Source organism: Pseudoalteromonas sp. SG45-3 (assembly GCF_014164075.1).
Taxonomy (GTDB): Bacteria; Pseudomonadota; Gammaproteobacteria; order Enterobacterales; family Alteromonadaceae; genus Pseudoalteromonas; species Pseudoalteromonas distincta.
In genome coordinates, this window is the sequence record NZ_JACJEN010000007.1 from 169,710 (window position 1) to 196,029 (window position 26,320).

Genomic DNA, 26,320 nt, shown 5'->3' on the forward strand with positions numbered 1-26,320 from the left:
TAATTAATTTAACTTTTTATTATTGGTAATTCTAAACAGTTTAAATGTGATGGCTATAAGGCGACACTATCCCACAAACCTTTATGTAACGATTGTGTGTTATTCCATTGTTGTTTAACCAACCAATCAATTAAAGGCGCGGGATCGCTGGGGTAATTTATTTGCTTGTTTTGCGGCGCGCTATTCCAATCATCAAGGGCTTGTGGGTTTAAATAGTTCATAACATGCGCCATGCCCATGGCAAATAAAGTTTGTGCATTTGCTGCTTGCTCAAACTGACCATCTAAAGGCTTTAATAGTAACTTTTTACCTAACTTAAGCGCTTCACTGGCAAGCTCAAATCCCGCGTTACCAACAACACCACTTGTGTTTGCTAAGTCGTTTAAAAAGCCAGAACGTGAAGGGGCTCGTAAATGTATATGTCCAAAAGACTGATTGCTGGCATTTGGGTGATAGCAATAAAATTCTTTTTCGGGAAAGTCTTTTAAATAATCAACAACGCTATCTAAGTTTTCGAAAGGTAAATATACCAATACCTTGTTCATTACTGCTACAGGGTTGTCGTGATTATGATGAGCAATAAAAGGCGGTATTATATTATTTGCAAATGGTTGCCAGTGCACGCCTAAGTAGGTAGTTGCTGGTGCATAATGCTTGATAAGTGATTTTCTCAGGACGCCACGACCAAACATAGGTACGTTATCTGACAAAAATGCTGCTTGGTGACTAATGCCAATAACGGGTATACCTGCCCGTTTTGCAGCCCATGCTGTAACAGGCTCAAAGTCGTTAAGTACAAAATCGTACTGTTTTATCTCAAGCGATTTTATATCACTCACCAACTTACAAATTCGCATGTTTTTAAGTGTTTTTAAATTTTTAACTTGCCCATTTTCAGTGCTAAACGACAAACCACGATACGCTTTATAATCTGAGAATTCGTGCATATCAAAGTAATCTTTATTTGCGCGCCCTGAAAACACATAATCAACATCAATACCGAGCTTATTAAAGCAGCTTGCCATAACCCGAGCGCGCGTTATATGACCATTACCGGTACCTTGTACTCCATACAATATTTTCATGCAGGCACCACGAGTGCTAACGCAAATAAACCACAAAAACTACCAATCGTTGCGCCTATTATAATATCAGCAGGAAAGTGCACACCCAATACCACACGAGACATAGCAACGCCGGTAGCCCAACTAAATAGTAGTAATGCATATTCTGGGAAAAAATGGCTTAATATAATTGCCACTAAAAAGGCTGCAGCACTGTGACCCGATGGTAAACTAAATTTATCGCTTGGTACTATATAGGCATTTGTTACTAAGCAGTCGCATGGACGGATCCGAGCAAATCTATTTTTAGCTAGTAGGTAAATAGGTCTTTCTATAGCAAAACCAATTAATATAGTGACAGGCAATAATTGGTGCTGTTCATTATTACTAAGCCACCACACTGCTAAGCATATTAATATATAAAGCCCACCATCACCGCTTTTAGACAAACCAAAGGCCATTGTTTTAAACCACCTCGGTGAATTGCAATTAAACAAAGTTAAAAATAATTGCTCATCTATCTGAGTTACCTTTTTAAGCATATTATTATTCATCACCATCCCTCATCGCATAACATATGAACACCGATTTAGCTTATGTGTTGTAAATAACAATTGAGTGACGCTTTTAATACACTATTATTGCGATTAATGATTTAGCGCTTGTTTTGCCTAAATTTACTGCGATTAAGTCGTTGTTATTGCTTATAAGGAGGGTATACTGAGATATAAATTAATGTACCTTTTGAGGATAAAATAATGGATTACAGCACTTCTGATTTATGCGACCACTTTGCTGACGTGGTTGACGTGCTAGAGCCTATGTTCATCAACTTTGGTGGTCGACACAGCTTTGGTGGCCGCATTAAAACGGTTAAATGTTTTGAAAATAATGAACTCATCCGCGAATTACTTTCTCAAGATGGTACAGACCTAGTACTTCTTATTGATGGTGGCGGCTCAACTCGTCGCGCACTAATCGACATTGAACTGGCTGAGCTAGCACTTGAAAACAACTGGAATGGTATTGTTGTTTACGGCGCAGTACGCCACGTTGATGAGCTTGAAGAGCTTGATTTAGGCATTCAAGCAATTGCTTCAATCCCTGTTGCAGCCGACAGCGAAGGTGCTGGTGAAGATGCTATAGGCGTTAACTTTGCTGGGGTATCATTTTTTGATGACGACTTTATTTATGCTGATAGCACAGGCATTGTTTTATCTGCAGAAGAATTAGAGTTGGAAGTTGTAGAAGTATAACGTGACTTCCCATTTAAAAGTATATGATGAAAGCGCGGTTAGAACACTTTGCTCTACCCGCGCAAATGAGAAAAAAGCATGGCAATCAATGGCCTTGCTCGACACCCAAGTAAACCTGCAACAAGCACTTGTTGACGCTGCTCAATTTGGTATCCGCTATGTACTTCTGGGTATTTGCGAAGATATCGGCCCAAAAGCAAACTTAGGAAATGGCGGTGCAAACGAAGCATGGCCGGCTTTTTTAAAACGCTTTTTAAACCAACCTCACAATCAATTTATTGCCACTCAAAAAGTGCTTTTATTGGGTGAAGTTAATACTGATGATTTAATGGCGCAAAGCAACCAGCTTAATAATCAGCAAGGCCAGCAGTTAACTCAATTACGAGATTTATGCCAACAGCTTGATGAACGCGTAGAGTCGGTATTGAGCCTTATTTTTAAAGCGGGGCTTGAGCCAATCGTTATTGGCGGAGGTCATAACAATTGCTTGGGAATTATCCGTGCCCTGAGTAAGTCAAAAAATACACCTATTAATGCTATCAACTTTGACCCTCATGCCGACTTTAGAGAATGTGAAGGTCGCCATAGCGGCAATGGCTTTCGCTACGCTTATAACGAGCAACATCTAAGTAATTACCACGTTATTGGCTTACATGAGATAAAAAACAATCAAGCAATTATAGATGCAATGAGTGAAGCTAACTTTACGTTTGATAGCTATCAATCAATACAAGTTAAGCGAAAAACTACACTCACGCAGGCAATTGAAAACGCATTAAGTAATTTTAACGATTTACCACTGGGTATTGAAGTTGATTTAGATAGTATTACTTACATGCCGGTGAGTGCGTACACATGTTGCGGATTTAGTGTGAATGACACTGAGCACTTTGTGCATTTAGCAGCAAACCATCGCGACTCTAAGTACTTACATTTATGTGAAGCAGCGCCTAGCCAGCACCCTAACGGAGTTGAGGCCGGTGCTGCCCATGTAGGACAAGTGATCAGTGCACTTGTGAATAGCTATCTACAAGCCAAAGAAAACACTTAGCGCTGTTGAACTAATCGCCACTCTTTTAGCCAGCTCATTAAACCAATACTACTTAGCGGGTGACCAAAGTAATAACCTTGGGCAGCATAACCTTTTAAGCTTTTTACAAACTTAAGTTGCTCAAGTGTTTCTACCCCTTCAAAAATCACTTTTGTTTTTTGTTGGTTATGCATTTCAACCATTCCGCTAACTAAACTGCGTATATTATTTTGATTACTAAAGTCAGCAGTGAGTGAAGGTGAAACCTTAATATACTCTACCGCTAAGCTTGGTAACTTAGAAAGCAGTACCGGGTTATCACCAAGTCCATCAACACATACTTTTAAGCCTATGTTATTAAGCCTTGCGATCATGCCTCTGCCTTTATCATCTAGTCCCGCAAAAATATGCAAAGGGCATTCAACAATTAAATCGCCAGCTTCCAAGTGATGCTCACTTAAAACAACATCAACAAATTCAATAAACTCTTCGTTAAGCATTTCAGGACCAAATACGTTAATGCTAAGCGGTATAGAAATACCTTCTATTCTAAGCGCCATTGCAAGCTCAGCAGCTCTCTCTATTACAAATTTAGCGAGTGGATAACCAAGCCCTGCAATTCTAATGTCGTCGATAAACCTGTTAGCGGATAAAATCCCTTGCTTAGGGTGCTGCCAACGCAGTAGTAATTCTAAAAACTCAATTTGACCGTTTTCGTTACAAATAATAGGCTGAAAATAAAGCTCTAACTCGCTCGAAAAATCAATATTTGCTAATTCCTTTAGTCGCGCTTGTTGCTCTCGCAATTCAATCATCATTTGTTGATGATAAGGCACAACCTTGCGATCTGGGTGGCTATCGAGTGCCAGATATGCGTACGATATTAAATTATCAAAGTTGTTATCTTGCTCATTACAATCAACATAACTCGCTCTCGCTTTTACTTCTACAGTGCAGTTAGCAACATTAAATGGCTTAAGCGTTGCACCCAGTATTTGGTCAATAACTAATTCATGTAAGTGTTTTTGATTCGCGAAACTACAAATAAATGCAAAGTTAAGACCCCCTAAGTGGGCTAGCTTTTCTTGTCCAGTTAAAGTCACTATTTCGTCACTTGAAAGTAGCTCTTTTATTCGATTAGCCGATTGCGCTAACAGTATATCGCCAAAGTCGCGTCCAATATGCTGGTTAACTTGCTCAAAGCCTTCAAGGCGAATAACGATTAACGCTGCGCTTATTTGTTTGTTGTCGCACCATGCATAGTAACCTTGGCGTAACTGTTTTCTATCTGCAAAAACTGAAAGCGGAGACTCTTCAACAAATGCATCACCTTCAGGTTCTGGCTCTATAACGACTTCTATTTCAGCGCTTTCATCATTTAAAAAGCCAACAATAGCTAATAATAATATTGCTAACACAACCCAAAATAGCGGAACTTCCAATAATAAATGAGCTGAAAATAGAACAACAAATAAAAGACCAGCCATTGAGCTGGTAATTATCATGCTCCAATTATTTCGCTCAAATGCTTGCCATAAGTGAAAACAAAACCCAAAGGCTAGTAAAATAGCAAGCCAAGCCGCACCGCTGCTTAAAATAGCTAAACCAACAGCAGCTGTGCATAAATAACTAAATTTAATACTGGTATTTTTAACAGCAAATAAAGTGGCGATCATCGCCATTAATAGTGCACCACTAAAAAATATTGGGAAATTACTGTCGGTTAGTATGTTCAAATTAACGGCATCCGTATTCGCTAAAAAAGTTTAAACCAAGTTATATGTGGGTAAAAATAATACAAACTAATTAATTCTACCCAAAATCCATAAATTTAACAGTTTATTTACGCCAAATTGGTAACTTAATTGTGATGGATGACTTATTTGCCAATGCGCAATATCAGCTCTTGCGCCAACCTTTAAAATACCACGGTCGTCTAAACCTAGTGCTTTAGCTGCATTTCGAGTAACACCAGCTAATGCTTGCTCAGGTGTTAATCTAAACAATGTGCATGCCATGTTCATCATCAAGTGCACTGAGCATAGTGGTGAAGTACCTGGGTTAAAATCACTCGCAATAGCTATAGGTACTTTATATTGATTAAGTAATTCAATAGGTGGGAATTTAGTTTCTCTTAAAAAATAAAATGCACCTGGCAATAATACCGCTACCGTCCCAGCGTCTGCCATGGCTTTTACACCCTCTTCATCTAGATGCTCAATATGATCCGCCGAAAGGCCATTAAACTGCGCCACCAGCTTAGCACCCTGTTGATTAGATAGCTGCTCAGCATGGCATTTTACTGGGAGGTTATGCTTTTTAGCCGCCTGGAAAACACGTTTGGTTTGCGAATAACTAAACCCAACATTTTCACAAAATACATCGACTGCATCAGCAAGATTATTAGCCACTACCTGATCAAGCATGTCAGTACACACTAAATCAATATATTCATCAGCACGGCCTTTGTATTCAGGCGGTAGAGCATGCGCCCCTAAAAAAGTAGTTTTAATATCAATAGGGTGATGTTGACCTAATAAACGAGCGACTTCTAATATTTTTATCTCATTTTCAGTATCTAGCCCATAACCAGACTTTATTTCAACGGTGGTTACACCTTCTTTTAATAACGTATTTAAGCGATCTTTTGCATCAACAAACAATTGTTCACGGTCGGCTGCTCTTGTGGCTTTAACCGTGCTTGCTATGCCACCGCCTTGTGCTGCGATTTGCTCATAGCTTACGCCTTGCAAACGCTGTTCAAACTCTTGCGATCTTGAACCTGCAAATACTAAGTGAGTATGGCAATCTACTAAGCCCGGCGTTAACCACTGTCCTTTTACACTCAATGTCGGCGTTGCAAACACATCAAAACTAGGCAATGTTGATTGCTCTCCAATCCACGCAATTTTACCATTTTTAATGGCTATAGCAGCATTTTCGATTGCGCCATAAGGGGCATTTATATTGCTATCCATAGTGGCAATATTGGCATCAGTTAAAAGTAAGTCGATTTCTTCTAACTCATAATTTTGTGTTGTGCTTTGCATTTTTTAGCCCTTTTTACGCCCAGAGTGATGAAAATATAGTCTAACAACCCATCTTGTATATACAAGATAATTGTGTCATCTTATTTATATAGTTTATTTTTAATGTAACCATAAATTTAATGACGACACCTAAATTTGCGCAAATAAAACAATTCATTGTTGATAAAATTCGCAGCGGTACGTGGCAAGAAAACCAACGTGTTCCCTCTGAAAACGAACTAAGTAGTCAATTTAGTGTAAGCAGGATGACAGCCCGCAGAGCACTAAGCGAATTAACCGAGGCAGGTATTTTAACCCGCAGCCAAGGGCTTGGTACATTTGTAGCTACATTTAAATCGCAGTCATCGTTACTTGAAATAAAAAATATTGCTGATGAAGTAAAAGAGCGTAACGGCAACTACACCTGTAGTGTACTCATACTCGAATCAATAAATGCAGTAGCACCTATTGCCATTGCACTTGGTGTTGAGGTTGACAGTGTTGTATATCGAAGTGTACTTGTGCATAACGAAAATGACAGCCCTTTGCAGCTAGAAGAGCGTTTTGTAAATCCTGCCCTTGCGACTGGCTACTTACAACAAGACTTCAGCACGCTTACACCACATGAATATCTATCTAGTGTTGCCCCACTTACCCAAGCAAGGCATACAGTAGAGGCCATTATGCCAAACAGCGAAATGTGCCAATGGTTAAATTTATATAATGAAGAGCCATGCTTACAAGTGATCCGACGCACCTGGTCTGTTAAAGGCATTGTAAGCTTTGCGCGCCTTGTATCACCTGGCAGTAAATATCGCTTAGGCGGCCACTTAACATTTAAAAAATAACAAACAATAGCGCTTACTGCGCTTTTTTTATAACAAATCACCTTGTATATACAACAGGAGCAAAACATGAACAACCGACTCGACACAAGTCGCGTAATACGTGCACCTCTCGGAGATAAAATAAGTGCTAAAAGCTGGCAAACAGAAGCTGCCAAGCGCATGCTAATGAATAATTTAGACCCTGAAGTTGCAGAGCATCCTCATGCACTTGTTGTATATGGTGGTATTGGCCGAGCAGCTCGTGATTGGCCAAGTTATGACAAAATTATAGAAACCCTCGATAGGCTCGAAAGCGACGAAACCCTGCTTGTACAATCAGGAAAACCCGTTGGTGTATTTAAAACCCACAGTAATGCTCCTCGCGTGCTTATTGCTAACTCAAATCTTGTTCCACACTGGGCAAATTGGGAGCACTTTAACGAGCTCGATAAAAAAGGCTTGATGATGTACGGGCAAATGACGGCGGGTTCTTGGATCTATATTGGCTCGCAAGGCATAGTACAAGGAACTTACGAAACCTTTGTAGCTATGGCAAAGCAACATTTTGCAGGTAGCGCTAGTGGTAAATGGGTATTAACAGGTGGTCTTGGTGGTATGGGCGGTGCGCAACCACTTGCAGCTACAATGGCTGGGTTTAGTGCACTGGTTGTTGAATGTGATGAAAGCCGTATCGATTTTCGTATAAAAACAGGCTACGTTGATGTAAAAGCAACAAATCTTGAACACGCACTGCAATTAATAACCGATGCATGTGTTAAAGGTAAAGCCCTCTCAGTGGGTTTACTAGGTAACGCTGCCGATGTATTTAGTACACTGGTTAAAACAGGCATTACCCCTGATGTAGTCACAGATCAAACATCTGCTCACGATCCATTAAATGGTTACTTACCACAAGGCTGGACAATGGAGTACGCAGCAAAAATGCGTGAGCAAGATCCAAAAGCCGTAGTAAAAGCCGCTAAACAATCAATGGCAGTCCAAGTTAAAGCTATGCTAGCACTACAAAAAGCCGGTGCCGCCACTACTGATTACGGTAATAATATTCGTCAAATGGCGTTTGATGAGGGTGTTACCAACGCGTTTGATTTTCCTGGATTTGTGCCTGCATATATTCGCCCTTTATTTTGTGAAGGGATTGGACCATTTAGATGGGTAGCATTATCAGGCGACCCTGAAGATATATATAAAACCGACGCTAAAGTAAAAGAGCTTATTCCTGATGATGCACATTTACATAACTGGCTTGATATGGCGCGGGAACGCATACAATTCCAAGGTTTACCTGCACGCATTTGCTGGGTTGGCCTAAAAGATAGAGCACGCCTTGCACTGGCCTTTAATGAAATGGTTAAAAATGGCGAACTTAAAGCCCCTATAGTTATTGGTCGCGATCACCTCGACTCTGGCTCAGTTGCCAGCCCTAACCGCGAAACAGAGAGCATGAAAGATGGCTCAGATGCAGTATCAGATTGGCCATTACTCAACGCACTGCTTAATACCGCAAGTGGCGCTACTTGGGTGTCGCTTCATCATGGTGGCGGTGTAGGAATGGGATTTAGTCAGCACTCTGGTGTAGTTATTGTTGCCGATGGTACTGATGAAGCTAAAGAGCGTATTGCTCGCGTACTGTGGAACGACCCTGCAACAGGTGTAATGCGCCATGTTGATGCCGGATACGACATAGCAAAAAACTGCGCTAAAGAACAAAATTTAGACCTACCTATGTTAAACGAGGAATGATCATGTTCGAACTTACTCTCACACCCGGATCACTTGATTTAAACACACTAAGAAAAATTAATAATTCACCGGTAAAGCTGAGCCTTGCAAAGCATGCCGAGTCGCAAATAGCAGCCAGCGCGCAAACCGTTCAAAATGTTATTAATGAACACCGCACTGTATATGGAATTAACACCGGCTTTGGATTATTAGCCAATACTAAAATTGCCGACGACCAACTTGAATTATTACAGCGCTCCATTGTGCTTTCACACGCTGCGGGTATTGGCGAATACATGGATGACAGCACAGTAAGGTTAATGATCACCTTAAAAGTAAACTCGCTTTCACGTGGCTATTCGGGCATTCGCCTGCAAGTAATCCAATTTTTTATGCAGCTGCTTAGTAGCGAAGTATATCCATGCGTGCCTAAAAAAGGCTCCGTGGGGGCATCGGGAGATTTAGCCCCTCTTGCGCATATGTGTCTACCTTTATTAGCTGAAGGTCAAATGCGACATAAAGGAGAAATAATTAGCGCAGCACAAGGGTTAAAAATAGCGGGACTTGAACCCCTAACACTTGCAGCCAAAGAAGGCTTAGCATTATTAAATGGCACACAAGCGTCGACTGCGTTTGCACTACAAGGCCTATTTAGAAGCGAGAACTTATATGCACAAAGCTGCGTTATCGGATCAATAAGCATAGAAGCTGCAATGGGCAGTCGCGCGCCATTTGATGCACGTATTCATGAAATTCGTGGACAGCGCGGACAAATAGACACCGCTCAAGTATTTAGAGAGCTACTCGATACGCACTCTCAAATTAGTAACTCCCACGTCAATTGTGAAAAAGTACAAGATCCATACTGCCTTCGCTGCCAGCCTCAAGTGCTAGGTGCTTGCCTAACTCAGATACGCCAAGCTGCAGAAGTGTTACTATGCGAGTCGAACGGTGTAACCGATAATCCGCTAGTTTTTGCCGATGTAGGCGACATAATATCGGGAGGAAACTTTCATGCAGAGCCCGTTGCAATGGCCGCTGACAACTTAGCAATCGCAATTGCCGAAATTGGCGCATTAGCAGAAAGGCGAATTGCATTACTTATCGATTCAAACCTATCCAAATTGCCGCCATTTCTAGTTGAAAACGGCGGGGTAAATTCTGGATTTATGATTGCCCAAGTTACCGCAGCAGCGCTTGCATCAGAAAACAAATCATTAGCGCATCCGGCTTCGGTCGATAGCTTGCCTACATCTGCAAATCAAGAAGATCATGTTTCTATGGCAACCTTTGCAGCAAGGCGCTTAGATGAAATGGCCAATAATACCCAAGGTGTTTTGGCAATAGAATGGTTAGCATCGGTTCAAGGGCTAGAATTTAGAAAGCCGCTTGAACCATCAGATAAAGTGCAAAGCGCTAAAGCATTGTTACGCGAGCATGTAAGTTATTATGATAAAGACCGCTACTTTGCTCCCGATATCGAAGCTGCTAATACATTACTAAGTGAAGGTAAGCTATGCGACTTTATAGAGAGCAGTCCCCTGCCTTCAGCATATTAAATACCGTGCTGATAGCTAAACCCTAAGGCTTCAATGGCTGAGCCTAATATTTTTCGCTCAGCCGAATCAGTTCCTGTAAACGTTGGCATTTCACCACCATGTTGCTGACACTTCATAGCGTAGTATTCAGCTTTTGTGGGGTGCGCAGGATTAACCACATTATAAATATTTTGCCCTACTTGCCAGTGCTCTATCACCGCAAAAATAGCATTAATTACATCTTGTTGATGCACCATATTTACCACTTGCTCACTTGATGTATTGAGCTCTTTACCTGCCACAAAACGCCCCGGTTCTCTATTAGGCCCTAGTAAGCCAGCTAAACGAAGTATTTTGCCATCTTGTTCGAGCACTTGCTCTTCAGCTTCGTAAAGCTTTATTTGGCGCTCGTTTGTGCATGAAATATCGCTACTTTCACTATATACACCAGGCTCTTGATCGTACACCCCGGTTGATGAGCACAATAAAAAGCCCTTTGCGTTTAGCTCCTTTGAAAGCTTAAGCGCTGCGGTGAGTGTTTCAGGATAATTACTTTCACTGTGCCTGCTACGTGGTGGAATAGCACATACCCAATAAGCACCTTGTAAATCAACTTGATGCCTTAATTGTCCATCTTCAAGTGTAAACTGACGCTCAAAGTCAAACTCGTGTCTATCTGTTCTATGCGTTCCTTGTACTTGCCAGTCAGCTTTTTGTGCACTTACGCATAAAGCATGTCCTAACCAGCCTGCACCTAATACTACTAATTTATTACTTTTATTTGTCATTTTTGTATAAGCCTTTATTTTAAACGCATAATTAGTTCTTTCTATCTAACTTTATAGAGATTTTAAGTAAGATATGATTAGATATAATTTCATAAATAATAAAAATATGTGTACTCATGCTAAATAATTTATCATTACGGAAGAAAATATTATTATTGATTGGTGGAACAATTACCGTTTTACTAATTATCGCCTCAACATTTTTTGTTAAACACATTGCCAATCTCTCTAGAGAAAACATAGAAAACGAAGCACAAAGTTATCTACAGACCGAGCAACTTTCAATGCAAAGTTACTTCGTGATGTACGGTAAAATGGTATCAACCTTTGTTAATAACCCACATTTAATCAACTTTTTTGAAAATTGGGATACACGCGATCAAGCACTCGAAAGCGCGCCAGGTTACAACGAAGTAAACCAAGACTTTGTGCGTTTAAGCTCAAATGACGAAAACATTTTATCGGCCTTTTTTGCCTCAGCAACCACCGGTGAATACTTTAAAGAAAACGAGCGTACAAGTCACTACAACGGCCAGCCTTATTACGCTTACAAGCGTGGGTGGTGGCAAGAAGCCATGCAAGTTAACAAGCTTTACGTAGGTCCAATCTCTGTTGATTTAACCACAGGCGTAGCATCCGCAGTAGTACAACAACCTGTTTATAACGCTCAGCGAAAACTCATTGGTATGGGCGGTGTTGATTTACAATTAAACAAAATTAACGACATGGTCGAAAATATTCGCTTTAACGGCCAAGGTTATGGATTTTTACTCGATGGTAATCAAAAAGTAGTTCATTTTTCAAAGGCCACTGGGCATAAACTTTCAATTACAGATGAAGGTGCAAACGGTAAAGAAGGGCTCGATGCGCTTGAGCAACAATTTACAAATACAGCAGGCTTTAAAGAGTTAAATACACAAATGCGAAATAACCTTGAAGGCAGCCAAATGGTTACTTTTAAAGGTGAGCAGTTTTATGTGGTTTACCATCGCCTGCAGCTAGAGCAGCCTTATATAGATTGGTATGTAGGTCTACTTATCCCAACTACTATGATTGAAGAGCCCGTAAATGCTGCAGTAACCGCTACAACAACGGCGGTAATTATTATCTTAATCATTATATTAGCCATGATTTTATGGGCTACCCACATGATTTCAAAACCCATTACAACGCTTACGCACATTATGCGTGATATAGCATCGGGCGAAGGCGATCTTACTCAAAAAATTTATATTAATAGTCAAGATGAAGTGGGACAGCTGGCCAACCACATGAACACTTTTATTGATAAGTTGCACGCCATGATGCTTGATACCGCAGCGCAAGCAGAACAACTAAGTAATGCAGCGGCCCAGCTAAGAAGTGTTTCTGAGAAAACAAATTCTGAAATTCAGCAAGAGAAGCAGCAAGTTGATAGCGTGAGCGCAGCGGTAACTGAAATGGCGACTACTGTGCTTGAAATATCACGTAACGCACAACACACAAATAACGCAGCTGAAGAAGTACAAGCAATTACAGCTGAAGGAGCTAGCCGTTCTACACAGGCGCAAACAGTAATGACTGAACTGGCATTACATATTGGCGAAGCATCTAAAGTGGTTGCAGGTCTTGAGCAAGAAAGTAATAACATTGGTGCATTAGTCGATGTAATTAATTCCATTGCTGATCAAACCAACTTACTTGCACTTAATGCGGCTATAGAGGCTGCTCGTGCCGGTGAACACGGTAGAGGCTTTGCCGTTGTTGCTGATGAAGTACGTTCACTAGCAAGTCGCACACAAGAATCAACAGACGATATTCGAAATATGATTTCGCGCTTGCAGCAAATAGCTCAACAAGCCTCAGTAATGATGCAACAAGGACAAGATCAAACCGAGGGCTCAGTGCTTCAAACTAAAGAAGTGCTTAGCTCACTTCACAATATTGCGCAGTCGGTTACTAAAGTACAAGACCAAAGTCATCAAATAGCCACATCTACCGAGGAGCAAACTGTTGTTGCTGAGGATATTAATACGAGCCTTTCGGCAATTAATAACTTAGTGAACAGTACCGCTGACCATGCGCACACCCTCGCTGACGAAGCTCGTGACTTAAGTGATTTAGCTGCGGCGCTTAACAAAACGGTTAATCAATTTAAATTATAAAACATGTATTTAATAGTTGTGTTTAAGCGTAAAACTTAAGCGCAACTATAACCCTTGTTTTTAATTTATTTAGCACCATATCTTTACAGTTCGCTGCTATTTTTACTGTAATTGAGTAATACAAAGTGATTTTTACGAACCAGATCAAATTTTTCGATTTTATACACCGATCTTTTTATTGAGATAGTTTGTTGTTTGGCAGAGTCTGGTATAGTAGCGCACGTAATAAACAGTGCTTTTTGAACGGTTTAATACAAAATTGCTAATTAATATGTTCTAAGTGTTACTTAAAAGCACATATTAATTACCAATTGTTAAAAATGGGTTAGCCGATACTCGGCTGACAAAGAATACATTGTAACGGTTTTATCATGATATCTAATTTATTTACCAAGCTTTTTGGTAGTCGCAATGACCGCACTATTAAAAACTTAAGAAAGACGGTCGCGCTAATCAATGCGCTAGAAACGCAACTTGAAGCGCTTTCTGATGAAGATTTAAGAGCTAAAACAGCTGAGTTTAGAGAACGTTACGATAACGGACAAAGCCTTGACGACATTCTACCAGAGGCTTTTGCTGTGGTACGTGAAGCGTCAAAGCGTGTAAATGGCATGCGTCATTTCGACGTGCAGTTATTAGGTGGTATGGTTTTACATCAAGGTCGCATTGCAGAAATGCGTACCGGTGAAGGTAAAACACTTACAGCTACTCTACCAGCTTATCTAAACGGCTTAACAGGCAAAGGTGTTCACGTAATTACCGTGAATGACTACCTTGCTAAACGTGATGCTGAAACCAACCGTGCGTTATTTGAATTTTTAGGCCTTACAGTAGGCTGTAACGTACCAGGTATGATGCCGCAGCAAAAGAAGCTAGCTTATACTGCCGACATTACATACGGTACTAATAACGAATTTGGTTTTGACTACCTTCGTGACAACATGGCTTTTAGCATTGATGAACGAGTTCAACGTCCATTATTTTATGCTGTAGTCGATGAAGTGGATTCAATCTTAATTGATGAAGCACGTACCCCGCTTATTATTTCAGGCCCAGCTGAGGATAGCTCTGAGCTATACACTGAAATAAACACCATCGTTCCTTTACTTGAGCTTCAAGAAAAAGAAGACGAAGAAGGCATTGAAGGCGATGGCGATTACACGATTGATGAAAAGTCTAAGCAAGTTCATTTAACAGAACGTGGTCAAATTAAAGTAGAAGAGCTACTTACTGAGCGCGGCTTAATTGAAGAAGGCGATTCGCTTTATTCAGCAGCAAGCATTACGCTACTAAGCCATGTTTATGCCGCCCTTCGTGCTCATAAGCTATACCAAAAAGATGTTGATTACGTTGTAAAAGAAAACGAAGTAATTATTATCGATGAGCATACTGGTCGTTCAATGGAAGGTCGTCGTTGGTCAGAAGGTTTACACCAAGCTGTTGAAGCAAAAGAAGGTGTAAAAATTCAAAACGAGAACCAAACACTTGCCTCTATTACGTTCCAAAACTACTTCCGTTTATACGAAACGTTAGCAGGTATGACAGGTACAGCCGATACTGAAGCATTTGAATTTCAGTCAATCTACGGCCTTGATACCGTTGTTATGCCAACTAATAAGCCGATGATTCGTGATGATCGCGCCGATTTAGTTTACCTAACGCAAGAAGAAAAATACGAAGCTATTTTAATTGATATTAAAGACTGCCAAGACCGTGGACAACCGGTGCTTGTTGGTACTATTTCAATTGAAAGTTCTGAGTATTTATCGCAGTTTTTACGCAAAGAAAAAATTAAGCACAATGTACTTAATGCTAAATTTCATGCGCAAGAAGCTGACATCGTTTCAGATGCTGGCCTACCAGGAACAGTAACAATTGCAACAAACATGGCCGGTCGTGGTACCGATATCGTGTTAGGTGGTAACTGGAACAGTGAAGTTGAAAAACTTGAAAACCCAACTGATGAGCAAATTGCTGAAATTAAAGCAGCTTGGAAAATTCGCCATGATGCAGTAATTGATGCCGGCGGTTTACATATCATTGGTACTGAACGTCACGAATCTCGTCGTATAGACAACCAATTACGTGGTCGTTCTGGTCGTCAAGGTGATGCTGGTTCAAGCCGTTTTTACTTATCGATGGACGATGCGCTAATGCGTATATTTGCCGGTGAGCGCATGACTAACATGATGCGTAAATTAGGCATGCAACGCGGTGAAGCAATTGAACATCCATGGGTTAACCGTGCGATTGAAAATGCACAGCGTAAAGTAGAAGCACGTAACTTCGACGTTCGTAAGCAACTACTTGAGTACGATGATGTAGCAAACGATCAACGTCGTGTTGTTTACTCTCAGCGTAACGAACTACTTGAAGAAGGCGATATTTCAGAAACTATTACTGCAATTCGTGGTGACGTACTTAGCAATACAATTGATCAGTACATTGCACCGCAAAGCCTTGCTGAAATGTGGGACATTCCTGGCCTTGAAGAGCGTTTAAAACAAGACTTCTTAATTGAGTTACCTATTACTCAGTGGTTAGCAGATGACAATAAACTATACGAAGAAAAGCTTCGTGAGCGTATTGAGCAGGCGGTTGAGCAGTCATACAAGCAAAAAGAAGAGCAAGTTGGCGATTCTGTATTACGTCAATTCGAAAAAGCGATTATGCTTCAGAGCCTTGATCAGCATTGGAAAGATCACCTTGCTGCAATGGATCATTTACGCCAAGGTATTCATTTACGTGGTTACGCGCAAAAGAATCCTAAGCAAGAGTACAAGCGTGAATCGTTTGAGCTGTTCTCCGAAATGCTTGAAAACTTGAAAGTAGATGTTGTAAGCATTCTAAGTAAAGTACAAGTACGCGCAGAAGAAGATGTTGAAAAAGTAGAAGAGCAATACCGTAAAAGTGAAAATGCTCCTCGCGAATACCAACATGAAGAAGCTGAGCACGTAGGTGGCGAAGCGCCAGAAACAGCGACAGTAATGGCTCGTACAGAACCAAAAGTAGGTCGTAATGACCCTTGTCCTTGTAAATCAGGTCAAAAATTCAAACAGTGTTGCGGTAAATTAAAGTAACCCAATATTGTCAGTAGCTTATTAAAAAGCGGCGCTAGCGTCGCTTTTTTTTATGGAGTTTTAAAGTAATGACTATAGAAATTGTACATGTAGCTGTTGGTGTTATTAAGAAAAATAACGCTATATTCATTTGTAAACGTGCAGATGAACAACATCAAGGCGGTTTATGGGAATTTCCTGGTGGTAAAGTTGAAGCTGGAGAAAGTGTGTTTGTTGCACTTAAACGCGAGCTTATTGAAGAAGTTGGACTAACCATTCACAGCTCTAGCCAATTGATGGTGATTGAACATGACTACGGCGATAAATGCGTTAAATTAGATGTACACGTAGTAAGTAACTTTAGCGGTGAAGCACATGGCGCTGAAGGGCAACCTAGCGAATGGGTAGCAATTACTGAATTAGAAAATTATGATTTTCCTGAAGCGAATGCTGAAATTATCGAAAAAATAGTTGCCCGATACGCATAAAAAAAGGGCATAAGTGAGCACAATGAATATCTCAATACAAAATAAGCTAAGCGAACTGTTAGCACTGCCCCCTGAGTTAACTCAAGTTAGTGCGATTGGTAGCGGTCATATAAATAGTACATGGCTACTTACAAGTATTGATAAACAATTTATTGTGCAAAAACTTAATACTGAGGTATTTAAAAACCCTGCTCAGTTAGTGAGTAATGCAAAACTGATTGAGCAGCATTTAAATGCTAAACAACTGCAAAATAATTACCCGCTTGAAATAATCAAACATATAGCTACACAAAACGATGAACACTTAATAAAAATTGATAATGCGTATTATCGCGTCCTTAACTATATTAGTGATAGCTACAGCGAAGACGTTGTTAAAAATACCCAGCAGAGCGAGCAAGCGGCTTACGCCTTTGGCGTATTTGCTCATGCATTACAAGATTTTGATGCGCAACAGCTGCACACTGTAATTCCTGATTTTCATAACTTAGCGATGCGCTTTGAGCAATTAGATACCGCAATCACTAACAACGTAGTTAATAGAGTAAAGCACTGCGCTGACGAAATAGAATATTGCTTAACGCAGCAGCATTTAATTACTGAGCTTAGTCAGGTAGCTAAACACATACCCCTTAGAGTGTGTCATAACGATACAAAAATAAATAATATGCTGTTTTGTAATACAACTCACAAAGCAAAAGCAGTTATTGATTTAGACACCTGCATGGCAGGATTTTGGCTTTATGACTTTGGCGACATGGTACGTACATTTTGCTCCCCCGAAGCCGAGGATTCAACAAACTTACACAACATTGTTATTCGAAAAGATATATTTTCAGCCATTGTAAAAGGCTATGTAACGCCATTAAAAAATAGCATGAGTATACTAGAGCAAGAAAGCTTATTATTAGGCGCTAAAATAATGCCGCTCATGTTAAGTGTGCGCTTTTTAACTGATTACTTAAATAACGATGTGTACTTTAAAGTATCTCATGCAGAGCATAATTTAGAGCGAGCACAAAACCAACTCGCGCTTTATAAAAACATACTGAGTAACGAAGAATGGATGCACGCGTGCTTAGTCGATAAACAAATTCAAGATACAAAAAAACCAGTAAGCTAAAAACTTATTGGTTTTTTGTTATTTATAGCAATGCAATTACCAGATTTTTACGCGATCTTCTGGTTTGATATACATTTTATCACCTTCTTTTACGTCAAACGCTTCGTAAAACTCAGGCATGTTCGACAAGATACCGATTACACGGTAGTGGCTTGGTGAATGAGGGTCTGTTAATAAACGATTACGCAACTCTTCATCGCGGTAGTTACGACGCCAGATTTGTGACCAACCCATAAAGAAACGTTGATCGCCTGTGTAACCATCTATCACGGGTGCTTTTTTATCACCTAAAGATAGCATATACGCTTTATGCGCAACGGTTAAACCACCTAAGTCACCAATGTTTTCGCCAAGCGTTAGCTCACCATTAACACTTGCATCTTCAAATGGTTTATATTCGTTATACTGTGCAACTAAAGCCGCTGTACGCTCTTCAAATTGCTTAAGGTCAGTCTCACTCCACCAGTTACGTAAGTTACCGTCACCGTCGTATTTAGCACCTTGGTCGTCAAAACCGTGGCCAAGCTCATGCCCAATTACCGCGCCAATTGCGCCGTAGTTTACAGCATCATCCGCTTCTAAATTAAAGAATGGTGGTTGTAATATAGCGGCTGGAAATACAATTTCATTGTTTACTGGGTTGTAATACGCATTTACCGTTTGCGGAGTCATGTGCCACTCAGAGCGATCAACTGGTTTACCCAATTTAGCAATCATATCTGCGTATGCCCATTCGCTATAACGAATGTAATTACCTACTAGCTCGTCTGAGTTAATCTCTAGCTCTGAGTAATCTTTCCACGTGTCTGGGTAACCAATCTTAGGCGTAAATTTGTCTAATTTTTCTTTCGCTGCAAGCTTTGTTTCAGGGCTCATCCACTCAAGATTTTCGATAGCAACGCCATAACCTTTAATTACGTTATCAACTAACTCTTCCATGCGTGCTTTAGCTTCTGGCGGGAAGTTATCTTTAACGTATACCTTACCTAAAATTTCACCAAGTACACTGTTAGATGCATCAACCGCTTGCTTCCAAAGAGGTGCTTGTTCTTCTACGCCACGAAGTGTTGTGCTGTAAAAGTCAAAGTTAAGGTTAACTAAATCTTCGCTAAGTAGCTCTGCATAACCACTTACAAAATGAAATTTTAAGTAGTTTTTCCACGTTGCTAAATCAGTGTCTTTGTAAATAGTAGCAAGTGCTTCTAAGTAGCTTGGTTGACGTACAATAATGTCACTTGCACTCACGCCTGCATCTTTAAAGAATGCAGCTAAATCAAGCTCCCCCATCAACTTGCTTGCGTCTGCTACTGTCATCTTGTTGTAAGATTTAGTTGCGTCACGGCTTTGCACACGGCTCCATTGAGCATCAGCTAGTGTTTTTTCAAATGCAAGTACGCTCTTGGCAGCTTCTGCTGCATTTTTAACGCCTGATTTTGCTAAAACATCTGTGATGTATTGCTCGTAAGAAGCGCGAATTTTAGTGAATTTTTCGTCATCGTTTAAGTAATAATCACGATCTGGTAAACCTAGGCCCGACTGAGATAAATACAATGCATACTCGCTCGAGTTTTTAGCATCGTTATTTACAAACCAACCAAACGGTAAAGTACCGCCTTGTTTTTGAATTTTAGCCATTAAACCCACTAAGTCAGCTTTAGATTTAACGCTATCAATCGTATCTAATGACGGTTGTAATGGCGTAATACCTAGCTCATTACGCGCAGATTGATTCATGTAGCTTTTATAAAATGCGCCAATTTTATACTCATCACTGCCTTTTTTAGCGGCCTTATTCGCGGCTGCGTTTTCAAGGGCAATTTTCATCGCTTTTTGTGACTCATCATATAGCTGCGAAAAAGAACCGTAGTTAGACTTATCACCTGGTATTTCAGTTTTTGCTAACCACTGTCCATTTACATGATAATAAAAATCGTCTTGTGCGCGTACTGAACTATCCATATTCGCTAGTTCAATACCAAGCTCTAGTGGCTTTTCAGCGGGTGCTGTTACTACAGGAGTATCGGTTACTTTAGCTTCTTGTTGTTTTTCACCACAACCTACTAGACCAAGTGCAAGCGCTATGCTCGCAGCGGCCATTGTTACTTTATTCATAATGATTCCGTTTGTTAGTTAGAATTAAATCATACCAATCTGCTTATGTATGGGGTCTAATTAACGTTAAGAAAATTACGCTAGAACTAGGCAAAAGTTTTTGTATCTAGTTGTTCTAAATAAAAAATTTTTAACGACGTTATAGTGCAATTTAATTCGTTAAATTGATCAAAGATTTATGCAGGTTGGTATCACATACCAACTCCATTAAATTCTTGAATATAGCAGGAGTAAAAATAGCACTGCCTGTACGCTTTTACTTAATGGAATGGGTATCAAGGGAGCTTTAAATAATAAAGCACACCACGCAGTATCATAAACCTCATTAGACCAACAATAAAATGGAATATGTAACAAAGTATTTTGAATGCGGTGAGCTGCAAAAATAGCCCTACCAATAACAATATAGTGGGTGGCTAAGGCTAACTTTTATTCTTACCGTGGAGCGCTAAACGCTCTAGTTTTTCTTTTAATGAAGGGGGGGCAGAAGCCGCTATCGCATTTAAGTAATTAGCGGTTTGCTCACTCATTTTCCGAGAGTTGGTAACTGTAGGGCTGCCCGATTTATTCGCGGTACTTAATCGCTGAGTTGCTTGAGGATTTGCAGTTATTTTTATTTGTCCAAGCTCTGCCATTCCAGCAGCTCTAAAGTGTGAAAGCATATCCATTTTTAAATAATTAAGCCTAAGCGCGATAGGCGCAGATACCGCCTCTATCATTAGCGTGCCGTCTCGGTAATTACTAACTCGGCATTTATCACCCAATTTAGGGCCTAAAAAATCTTTTAATAAGGTTTGCTGTGTATCAAGTGCTTGGCTTTTGCCTGCATAAGCCGATAAACGATTATTTAACCCCGCCATAATATCGGTTAGCGGTTTTGGTGCATATCTATCTTTAGCCATTTTACACCTCGTAAAAACTCACTTAGACCCAAAGATAATACTCTGGGTCTAAGTATACACTGCGTATTAATACTACGCGCCGGCTATTTGCATTTGCTCGATTAATACTGAGCCTGTTTGAATACCACCACGGCGTTCTATATCACCACCAATGGCGGAAATACCTTTAAACATGTCTTTTAAATTACCAGCAATAGTAATTTCACTTACCGGATATTGAATTTCACCATTTTCAACCCAAAAACCTGCAGCACCACGAGAGTAGTCACCCGTTACGGTATTTACGCCCTGCCCCATTAGCTCTGTAACTAATAAGCCAGTACCCATGGTTTTTAATAGTGCAGTTAAATCGTTATGAGTTTGCTCAACGAGCCAGTTATGTATACCGCCAGCATGTCCTGTTGGGGTCATGTTCATTTTACGCGCAGCATAACTTGCTAATAAATAAGTTTGTAACTCGCCGCCTTGAATTATTTCTCTATCGAATGTTTTAACACCTTCGCTATCAAACGGTGACGATGCCAACCCTTTTAAAATATGTGGGCGCTCAGCAATATTCACACAATTACTAAATACCTGAGTACCTAAGCTATCAAGTAAAAAACTTGATTTACGATAAAGCGCGCCACCACCAATTGCCGACACCAAGTGACCAAACAATGAATTTGCAATATCGGCTCTAAAAATAACAGGCACTTTCATTGTGCCTAACTTTTGGCTGTTTAATTTAGCTAAGGTTTCAGCTGCCGCTTCAAGACCCACTGCCGCAGCATCATTTAAACCAGCCTGATCGCGAGCAACTGTATAAGCAGAGTCGCGCTGCATGTGTTCGCCATCTTTACCTATTACCATAGTACTAATACTATGACGAGTGCGCGGAAAACCTGCAATTAAACCGTGGCTGTTACCATAAACACGTAATCCCTGATGCGATGAAAAACTCGCACCATCAGAGTTAACAATACGCTCGTCCGCATTTAATGCAGCTTGCTCAGCAGCATGACAAAGCTCAATGCCTTCCTCAGGACTTACATCCCAAGGATGATATAAATCTAAATCTTTAGGATTAAATTCAAGTAACTCTTTATCAGCAACGCCGTTAAATGGATCATCAGATGTAAATTTGGCTATATCAATCGCTTTTTCGACTACCGTGCGCAATGTTTTTGGATTTAAGTCAGCAGTTGACGCCGAGCCTTTATTATTACCAACATATACACTAATGCCTAAGCCGCCGTCTTGGTTGAACTCAATGGTTTCTACTTCACCCATTCGTGTACTAACCGATAAACCAGACGTGCTAGACATCGCAGCTTCTGCAGCTGTAGCGCCTAATTTTTTAGCATGTTCGAGTACTTCTGCTACCGCATCTTTAACTTGCGATATTTGAGAATAAATTGGATCGTTTTGTTGGCTTTTCATAAATTAAGTCCTGAGCCTTAGAGGCATAATGCACGCATTTCTTATATTTAAATGCTAACACACTCAATGCATCACATCAGCTAATATTCCTAAGTATCATATTCATGTATAATGGCAAAAGTTATTTTTATTTAAGAGCACCCCATGGCAAAGAAAAAAGGCAAGCCTGCTGAAATTGAAGAAGAAATTGAATATGTATCAAGAACGGAGCTTAAACGCGAAGCGCAAGAGTTTCATCAGTTAGGTACTGAAATTGCCAAAATGGGTAAAAAACAGCGCGAACGCCTGCCATTAAATGACGATTTAAAAGAAGCGATGGTTGTTGCTGATAAAATAAGTAACAAAAGCGACGCGTATCGCCGCCACTTAAATTACATCGCTAAAACACTGCGTACTGTAGAAAACATTGATGATATTAAAGCGATTATCGATGTGATGCTTAATAAAAATAACCAAGCTGAAGTATTGGTCAAAAAAATTGAGCAATTACGTTCAGATTTAATTGAGCAAGGTGATGACCTTATCAATGAGACTATTGAGCAGTTTCCATCTCTTGATCGTCAACAAATGCGCCAATTGGTTCGAAATGCGGCAAAAGAAGCGAAAGCTGAAAAGCCGGGTAAAGGTTATAAAGAATTATTTCAATACCTTAAAGATGCTCATACTATTACGTATTAATTAGGTCGTATTAAGTTATATTTTATTAAAAAAGGTGCTTCGGCACCTTTTTTGTTATAGATCAAACCGCCTTCCTGAGTACTTTTTTATAATCCCCAATAAATAAATACTTAGGTGTGCGTGATGATTAAACTTCCACAATGGGATGAAACCCTAATAAACAAATATAATGTGTCTGGTCCGCGTTATACCTCTTATCCCACGGCTTTATCACTGCGTGACGGATATCAGCAACAAGACCTACTAAGCGCTATAGAATCGTCAACAAGTCGCTCTCTTTCTTTATATATTCACATCCCGTTTTGTAGTCAGCTTTGCTACTACTGTGGCTGTAATAAAATAATTACCCGTCATCAATCTAAGGCAGATACGTATCTCGACTTTTTAGCAAAAGAAATTACTGCCCAAGCGCCTTTATTTAAAAGCTACACGGTTGAGCAATTGCATTTAGGTGGCGGTACTCCCACCTTTTTAACCGCAAAACAAATGACCCGTTTAATTAAACTTTTAGAACAACACTTTAATTTTACACGCACAACAGAGCGCGGTATTGAAATAGACCCACGCTCACTTGCCGATAATATGCTTGTTGATTTAAGAATGCTTGGCTTTAACCGTGTCTCATTTGGGATTCAAGACTTTAACGACGACGTGCAACTTGCTGTTAATCGCCCGCAAAATGCAGATACCGTTAAGCAATTAATTACACAAGCTCGCGAGCTAGGATTTCAATCTATTAATGCAGATATGATTTACGGGCTACCTCTGCAAACGCCAGAGAGCTTTAAGAAAACTATAGAGCAACTTATTGAGTTAAGCCCTGACAGAGTATCAGTGTTTAACTACGCGCATTTACCAGAGCGCTTTGCTGCACAGCGTAAGATTAAAGATGCAGATTTACCCAGTGCTCATAATAAGCTCACCATGTTTAAAAATATGCTGGAGCAGATGACGCAAGCAGGCTATCAATTTATTGGTATGGACCATTTTGCAAAAACTGATAATGAACTAGCTGTTGCGCAAAATGAAGGCAAGTTACATCGTAACTTTCAAGGTTATACAACCCATGGAAATTGTGATTTATTAGGTTTAGGCGTGTCATCAATTTCACAAATTGGCACCGCCATTTTACAAAATCAAAAAGAATTAAAACATTATTACCACAACGTAGAAACACAAAGCGGTAGTGCTCTTAATAAAGGAATGCACTTAACACATGATGATGTAATTCGTGCTGATGCAATTAAACAACTCATTTGCCAATTTGAATTAGATATACAAGACTTTAGTGAAAAACACGCGCTTATATTTAATGACTACTTTGAGGATGCATTAGTAGCGCTGGCGCCACTTATAAAAGATGAACTAGTCACTATAATTGATAATAAAATTAGCGTAACACCACGCGGGAACTTATTCATTCGTATTATTTGTATGTGCTTCGATGCTCACTTACAAAAACAAATTAACGCAACGCGCTTTTCAAGGGTGATTTAGCCTGAACTCTGGATAATAAATACATCGGCACAAAAAAAGCAGACCTAGGTCTGCTTTTTGTATTTAAGTTGTAGCTTTAATTAAAAACGACTTTATCGCTACCTGGAGCGGCTTTAAACTCGATAATAATTTTAGCGCAATCCACTTTAACTTCATCTTTAAGTGTTTTTTCAGCTTGCCAGCGAGCCTTATCTAGCTTAAAAATCTCTTTTTTAGAGTATTTTTTACGTGCATCGTGCGTCGGCATTTCTTTAACTACCTGATACATTTTATAAATACCAGGATACTGCGTCGTTAAATCACGCTCGCTTTCAAAGGCATACTGAGACATAAGTACCCAAATACGTAAACAGCCTTCAGAAAACTCACACTGCTCTTCATTCATTGCACGTGCGATTAAATGAATACTATCGGCTAGTTTTGCGTTTCGCTTTAAACGCGACTTTTCAAGCTTTTGCTTTTGTTCAGCCTGCGTTTTCGCAATTAACTTTTTTTGCGCATTTAACTTATACAGCAACTGACCCGCATAAAATGCCAAACCAGCTATGATAGCAGCGCCTAAAAGTAAGGCTAAAATTACCGAGGTACTCATTATTTATCCTTACTATTTGTCGTCTTCATCTAACCATTCGTTGGCTAAATCATCAGATAAGTATTGATCGAAATCAGAATTGCCTTGGCTTTCAAGGTCATCTTCAAACTCGTCTTCGTCCTCATCTTCAATACCAAGAATTTCACATAACGCCTGATGACGGGCAATGCGACTATTAAAGTACTTAGCATCTTTACCTGTTAGCATTTCACCTTTTTCATGACGCTCTACTAATTTAAGTAAACGTTCATCATTCTCAAGTGCTTCTAGCTCTTGTTCAGGTGTAAATTCAGGCTCGATTACTTTTTTCAGCTCAATAGTTGGCTTTAAGTTGCGTTTCATTTCAACTTTAGGCTCTGGCGCGGTTGCGATTAACGGCACAGGCTTTTTACTGCCTACACGCTTATCTTTAGGCGCGTGATTACTATTTTGGCTTTCGCTATCTAGTAAATCTGGCGCATTACGAGAACCGGGCTTTGCGCCTTTGGTTTTTTTAACTCGCTGCTCTTTTAATGCGCGCATTTCTTTAAGCTTATCTTGGCTTAAACGAACAGGTCCGTTTGCTGGGCTTTTGCGTGACTTTTTAGTTCTACTCATATCTTGATCATCTCACTTAAGAGGTTTTGAGCGAAGCGCAAATTAATGGGCATCGCAGTGCTGGCCTAGCCAGAAGAATTCAGTTTGCGCTATAGAGGTTGGGTTTCTCATTTAAAAGCGCCTTAGCTAATTAATCGCTAATTTTAAACGGTGGTTATTGTAACAGGACAAATAAAAAGGCGGTAGAGAAAACATCTCTACCGCCTGCTAATCTGAGCGCCATTATCTGGACACTTCTCCCTTCGACTTTTTTTAGTCTTTATTATTTTTATTATTATCAGTCCGTATTGTTATTATTTTTACGTTCCTTGTTACATTCCATTTTGTTTTTGTTATTAAACTTCCATGAGTATTTTATTATTTTCGGTCATCGTGACACTTTTTTATTATTTCCTTTAGTAGCACCAATCTTGTGCTATGTAGTCATGCCGCGC

21 protein-coding genes are annotated in these 26,320 nt (G+C 40.0%); 11 read left to right on the forward strand and 10 right to left on the reverse strand.

All coding sequences use genetic code 11. The annotated features are described in order from the left end of the window. Nucleotides 1–53 precede the first annotated feature (53 nt). The gene (locus H5126_RS10775) at nucleotides 54–1,085 is read right to left on the reverse strand and encodes an MJ1255/VC2487 family glycosyltransferase (RefSeq protein WP_182720966.1); all 1,032 of its coding nucleotides are present in this window, start codon (nucleotides 1,083–1,085) and stop codon (nucleotides 54–56) included. Beyond that, the gene (locus H5126_RS10780; protein ID WP_024596307.1) at nucleotides 1,082–1,621 is read right to left on the reverse strand and encodes a phosphatase PAP2 family protein; all 540 of its coding nucleotides are present in this window, start codon (nucleotides 1,619–1,621) and stop codon (nucleotides 1,082–1,084) included. The genes H5126_RS10775 and H5126_RS10780 overlap by 4 nt, the downstream gene beginning before the upstream one ends. Before the next feature lie 201 nt (nucleotides 1,622–1,822). Between H5126_RS10780 and rraA the strand changes: the two genes are divergently transcribed. Then, nucleotides 1,823–2,320 carry a ribonuclease E activity regulator RraA gene (rraA, locus tag H5126_RS10785; RefSeq protein WP_002959955.1) on the forward strand — a complete coding sequence of 166 codons (498 nt, stop codon included), beginning with the start codon at nucleotides 1,823–1,825 and terminating at the stop codon, nucleotides 2,318–2,320. Nucleotide 2,321: 1 nt separating this feature from the next. Continuing rightward, a complete protein-coding gene (locus tag H5126_RS10790; RefSeq protein ID WP_165723716.1) occupies nucleotides 2,322–3,371 on the forward strand; it encodes a formimidoylglutamase in 1,050 nt (349 codons plus the stop codon). Here H5126_RS10790 and H5126_RS10795 read toward each other — a convergent pair. Further along, on the reverse strand, nucleotides 3,368–5,032 hold the full coding sequence (locus H5126_RS10795) for an EAL domain-containing protein (RefSeq protein WP_182720974.1): 1,665 nt from the start codon (nucleotides 5,030–5,032) through the stop codon (nucleotides 3,368–3,370). The two genes, H5126_RS10790 and H5126_RS10795, sit on opposite strands and share 4 nt — an antisense overlap. Before the next feature lie 120 nt (nucleotides 5,033–5,152). Further along, entirely contained in the window at nucleotides 5,153–6,400 is a 1,248-nt protein-coding gene (gene hutI / locus H5126_RS10800) for an imidazolonepropionase (protein WP_182696196.1), read from the reverse strand. Nucleotides 6,401–6,519: 119 nt separating this feature from the next. Here hutI and hutC point away from each other — a divergent pair, with 119 nt between their 5' ends. The 3 genes from hutC (at nucleotide 6,520) to hutH (ending at nucleotide 10,505) form a co-directional block, all read left to right on the forward strand. Further along, a complete protein-coding gene (hutC, locus tag H5126_RS10805) occupies nucleotides 6,520–7,227 on the forward strand; it encodes a histidine utilization repressor (protein ID WP_024596303.1) in 708 nt (235 codons plus the stop codon). A gap of 66 nt (nucleotides 7,228–7,293) precedes the next feature. Beyond that, complete coding sequence (hutU, locus tag H5126_RS10810) at nucleotides 7,294–8,967, forward strand: urocanate hydratase (protein WP_182720967.1); 1,674 nt, start codon at nucleotides 7,294–7,296, stop codon at nucleotides 8,965–8,967. A gap of 2 nt (nucleotides 8,968–8,969) precedes the next feature. Further along, the gene (gene hutH / locus H5126_RS10815; protein WP_182197460.1) at nucleotides 8,970–10,505 is read left to right on the forward strand and encodes a histidine ammonia-lyase; all 1,536 of its coding nucleotides are present in this window, start codon (nucleotides 8,970–8,972) and stop codon (nucleotides 10,503–10,505) included. Here hutH and H5126_RS10820 read toward each other — a convergent pair. Continuing rightward, nucleotides 10,502–11,272, reverse strand: a complete 771-nt coding sequence (locus H5126_RS10820) for an NADP-binding protein (protein WP_182720968.1) — start codon at nucleotides 11,270–11,272, stop codon at nucleotides 10,502–10,504. The genes hutH and H5126_RS10820 overlap by 4 nt on opposite strands. Nucleotides 11,273–11,388: 116 nt before the next feature. Between H5126_RS10820 and H5126_RS10825 the strand changes: the two genes are divergently transcribed. The 4 genes from H5126_RS10825 (at nucleotide 11,389) to H5126_RS10840 (ending at nucleotide 18,086) form a co-directional block, all read left to right on the forward strand. After that, on the forward strand, nucleotides 11,389–13,416 hold the full coding sequence (locus H5126_RS10825) for a methyl-accepting chemotaxis protein (protein ID WP_182720969.1): 2,028 nt from the start codon (nucleotides 11,389–11,391) through the stop codon (nucleotides 13,414–13,416). 371 nt (nucleotides 13,417–13,787) lie between these two features. After that, nucleotides 13,788–16,496, forward strand: coding sequence for a preprotein translocase subunit SecA (secA, locus tag H5126_RS10830; RefSeq protein ID WP_182720970.1), 2,709 nt, complete (start codon nucleotides 13,788–13,790; stop codon nucleotides 16,494–16,496). 68 nt (nucleotides 16,497–16,564) lie between these two features. Continuing rightward, entirely contained in the window at nucleotides 16,565–16,963 is a 399-nt protein-coding gene (mutT, locus tag H5126_RS10835; protein ID WP_007377262.1) for an 8-oxo-dGTP diphosphatase MutT, read from the forward strand. A 22-nt stretch (nucleotides 16,964–16,985) separates the two neighbouring features. Then, nucleotides 16,986–18,086: a phosphotransferase enzyme family protein gene (locus H5126_RS10840; RefSeq protein ID WP_182720971.1), complete on the forward strand. Its 1,101-nt coding sequence runs from the start codon at nucleotides 16,986–16,988 to the stop codon at nucleotides 18,084–18,086. A 36-nt stretch (nucleotides 18,087–18,122) separates the two neighbouring features. Here H5126_RS10840 and H5126_RS10845 read toward each other — a convergent pair whose 3' ends face one another. From H5126_RS10845 to pmbA, 3 genes are all read right to left on the reverse strand, one after another. Continuing rightward, nucleotides 18,123–20,198: a M13 family metallopeptidase gene (locus H5126_RS10845; RefSeq protein ID WP_154903909.1), complete on the reverse strand. Its 2,076-nt coding sequence runs from the start codon at nucleotides 20,196–20,198 to the stop codon at nucleotides 18,123–18,125. Nucleotides 20,199–20,620: 422 nt separating this feature from the next. Next, nucleotides 20,621–21,100 (reverse strand): DUF721 domain-containing protein, encoded by a 480-nt coding sequence (locus H5126_RS10850; RefSeq protein ID WP_002959934.1) that lies wholly within the window; start codon nucleotides 21,098–21,100, stop codon nucleotides 20,621–20,623. A gap of 72 nt (nucleotides 21,101–21,172) precedes the next feature. Next, complete coding sequence (pmbA, locus tag H5126_RS10855) at nucleotides 21,173–22,522, reverse strand: metalloprotease PmbA (RefSeq protein ID WP_002959932.1); 1,350 nt, start codon at nucleotides 22,520–22,522, stop codon at nucleotides 21,173–21,175. A gap of 144 nt (nucleotides 22,523–22,666) precedes the next feature. Between pmbA and yjgA the strand changes: the two genes are divergently transcribed. Then, entirely contained in the window at nucleotides 22,667–23,200 is a 534-nt protein-coding gene (gene yjgA, locus H5126_RS10860) for a ribosome biogenesis factor YjgA (RefSeq protein WP_002959930.1), read from the forward strand. 123 nt (nucleotides 23,201–23,323) lie between these two features. Beyond that, nucleotides 23,324–24,697, forward strand: coding sequence for an oxygen-independent coproporphyrinogen III oxidase (gene hemN / locus H5126_RS10865; protein ID WP_182720972.1), 1,374 nt, complete (start codon nucleotides 23,324–23,326; stop codon nucleotides 24,695–24,697). A gap of 76 nt (nucleotides 24,698–24,773) precedes the next feature. Here the strand turns inward: hemN and H5126_RS10870 are convergent, their stop codons facing one another. Together H5126_RS10870 and yihI are read right to left on the reverse strand one after the other, a co-directional pair. Continuing rightward, nucleotides 24,774–25,289 (reverse strand): DUF2489 domain-containing protein, encoded by a 516-nt coding sequence (locus H5126_RS10870; protein ID WP_182720973.1) that lies wholly within the window; start codon nucleotides 25,287–25,289, stop codon nucleotides 24,774–24,776. Between the two features lie 12 nt (nucleotides 25,290–25,301). Beyond that, nucleotides 25,302–25,886 carry a Der GTPase-activating protein YihI gene (gene yihI / locus H5126_RS10875; protein ID WP_002959924.1) on the reverse strand — a complete coding sequence of 195 codons (585 nt, stop codon included), beginning with the start codon at nucleotides 25,884–25,886 and terminating at the stop codon, nucleotides 25,302–25,304. Nucleotides 25,887–26,320 lie beyond the last annotated feature (434 nt).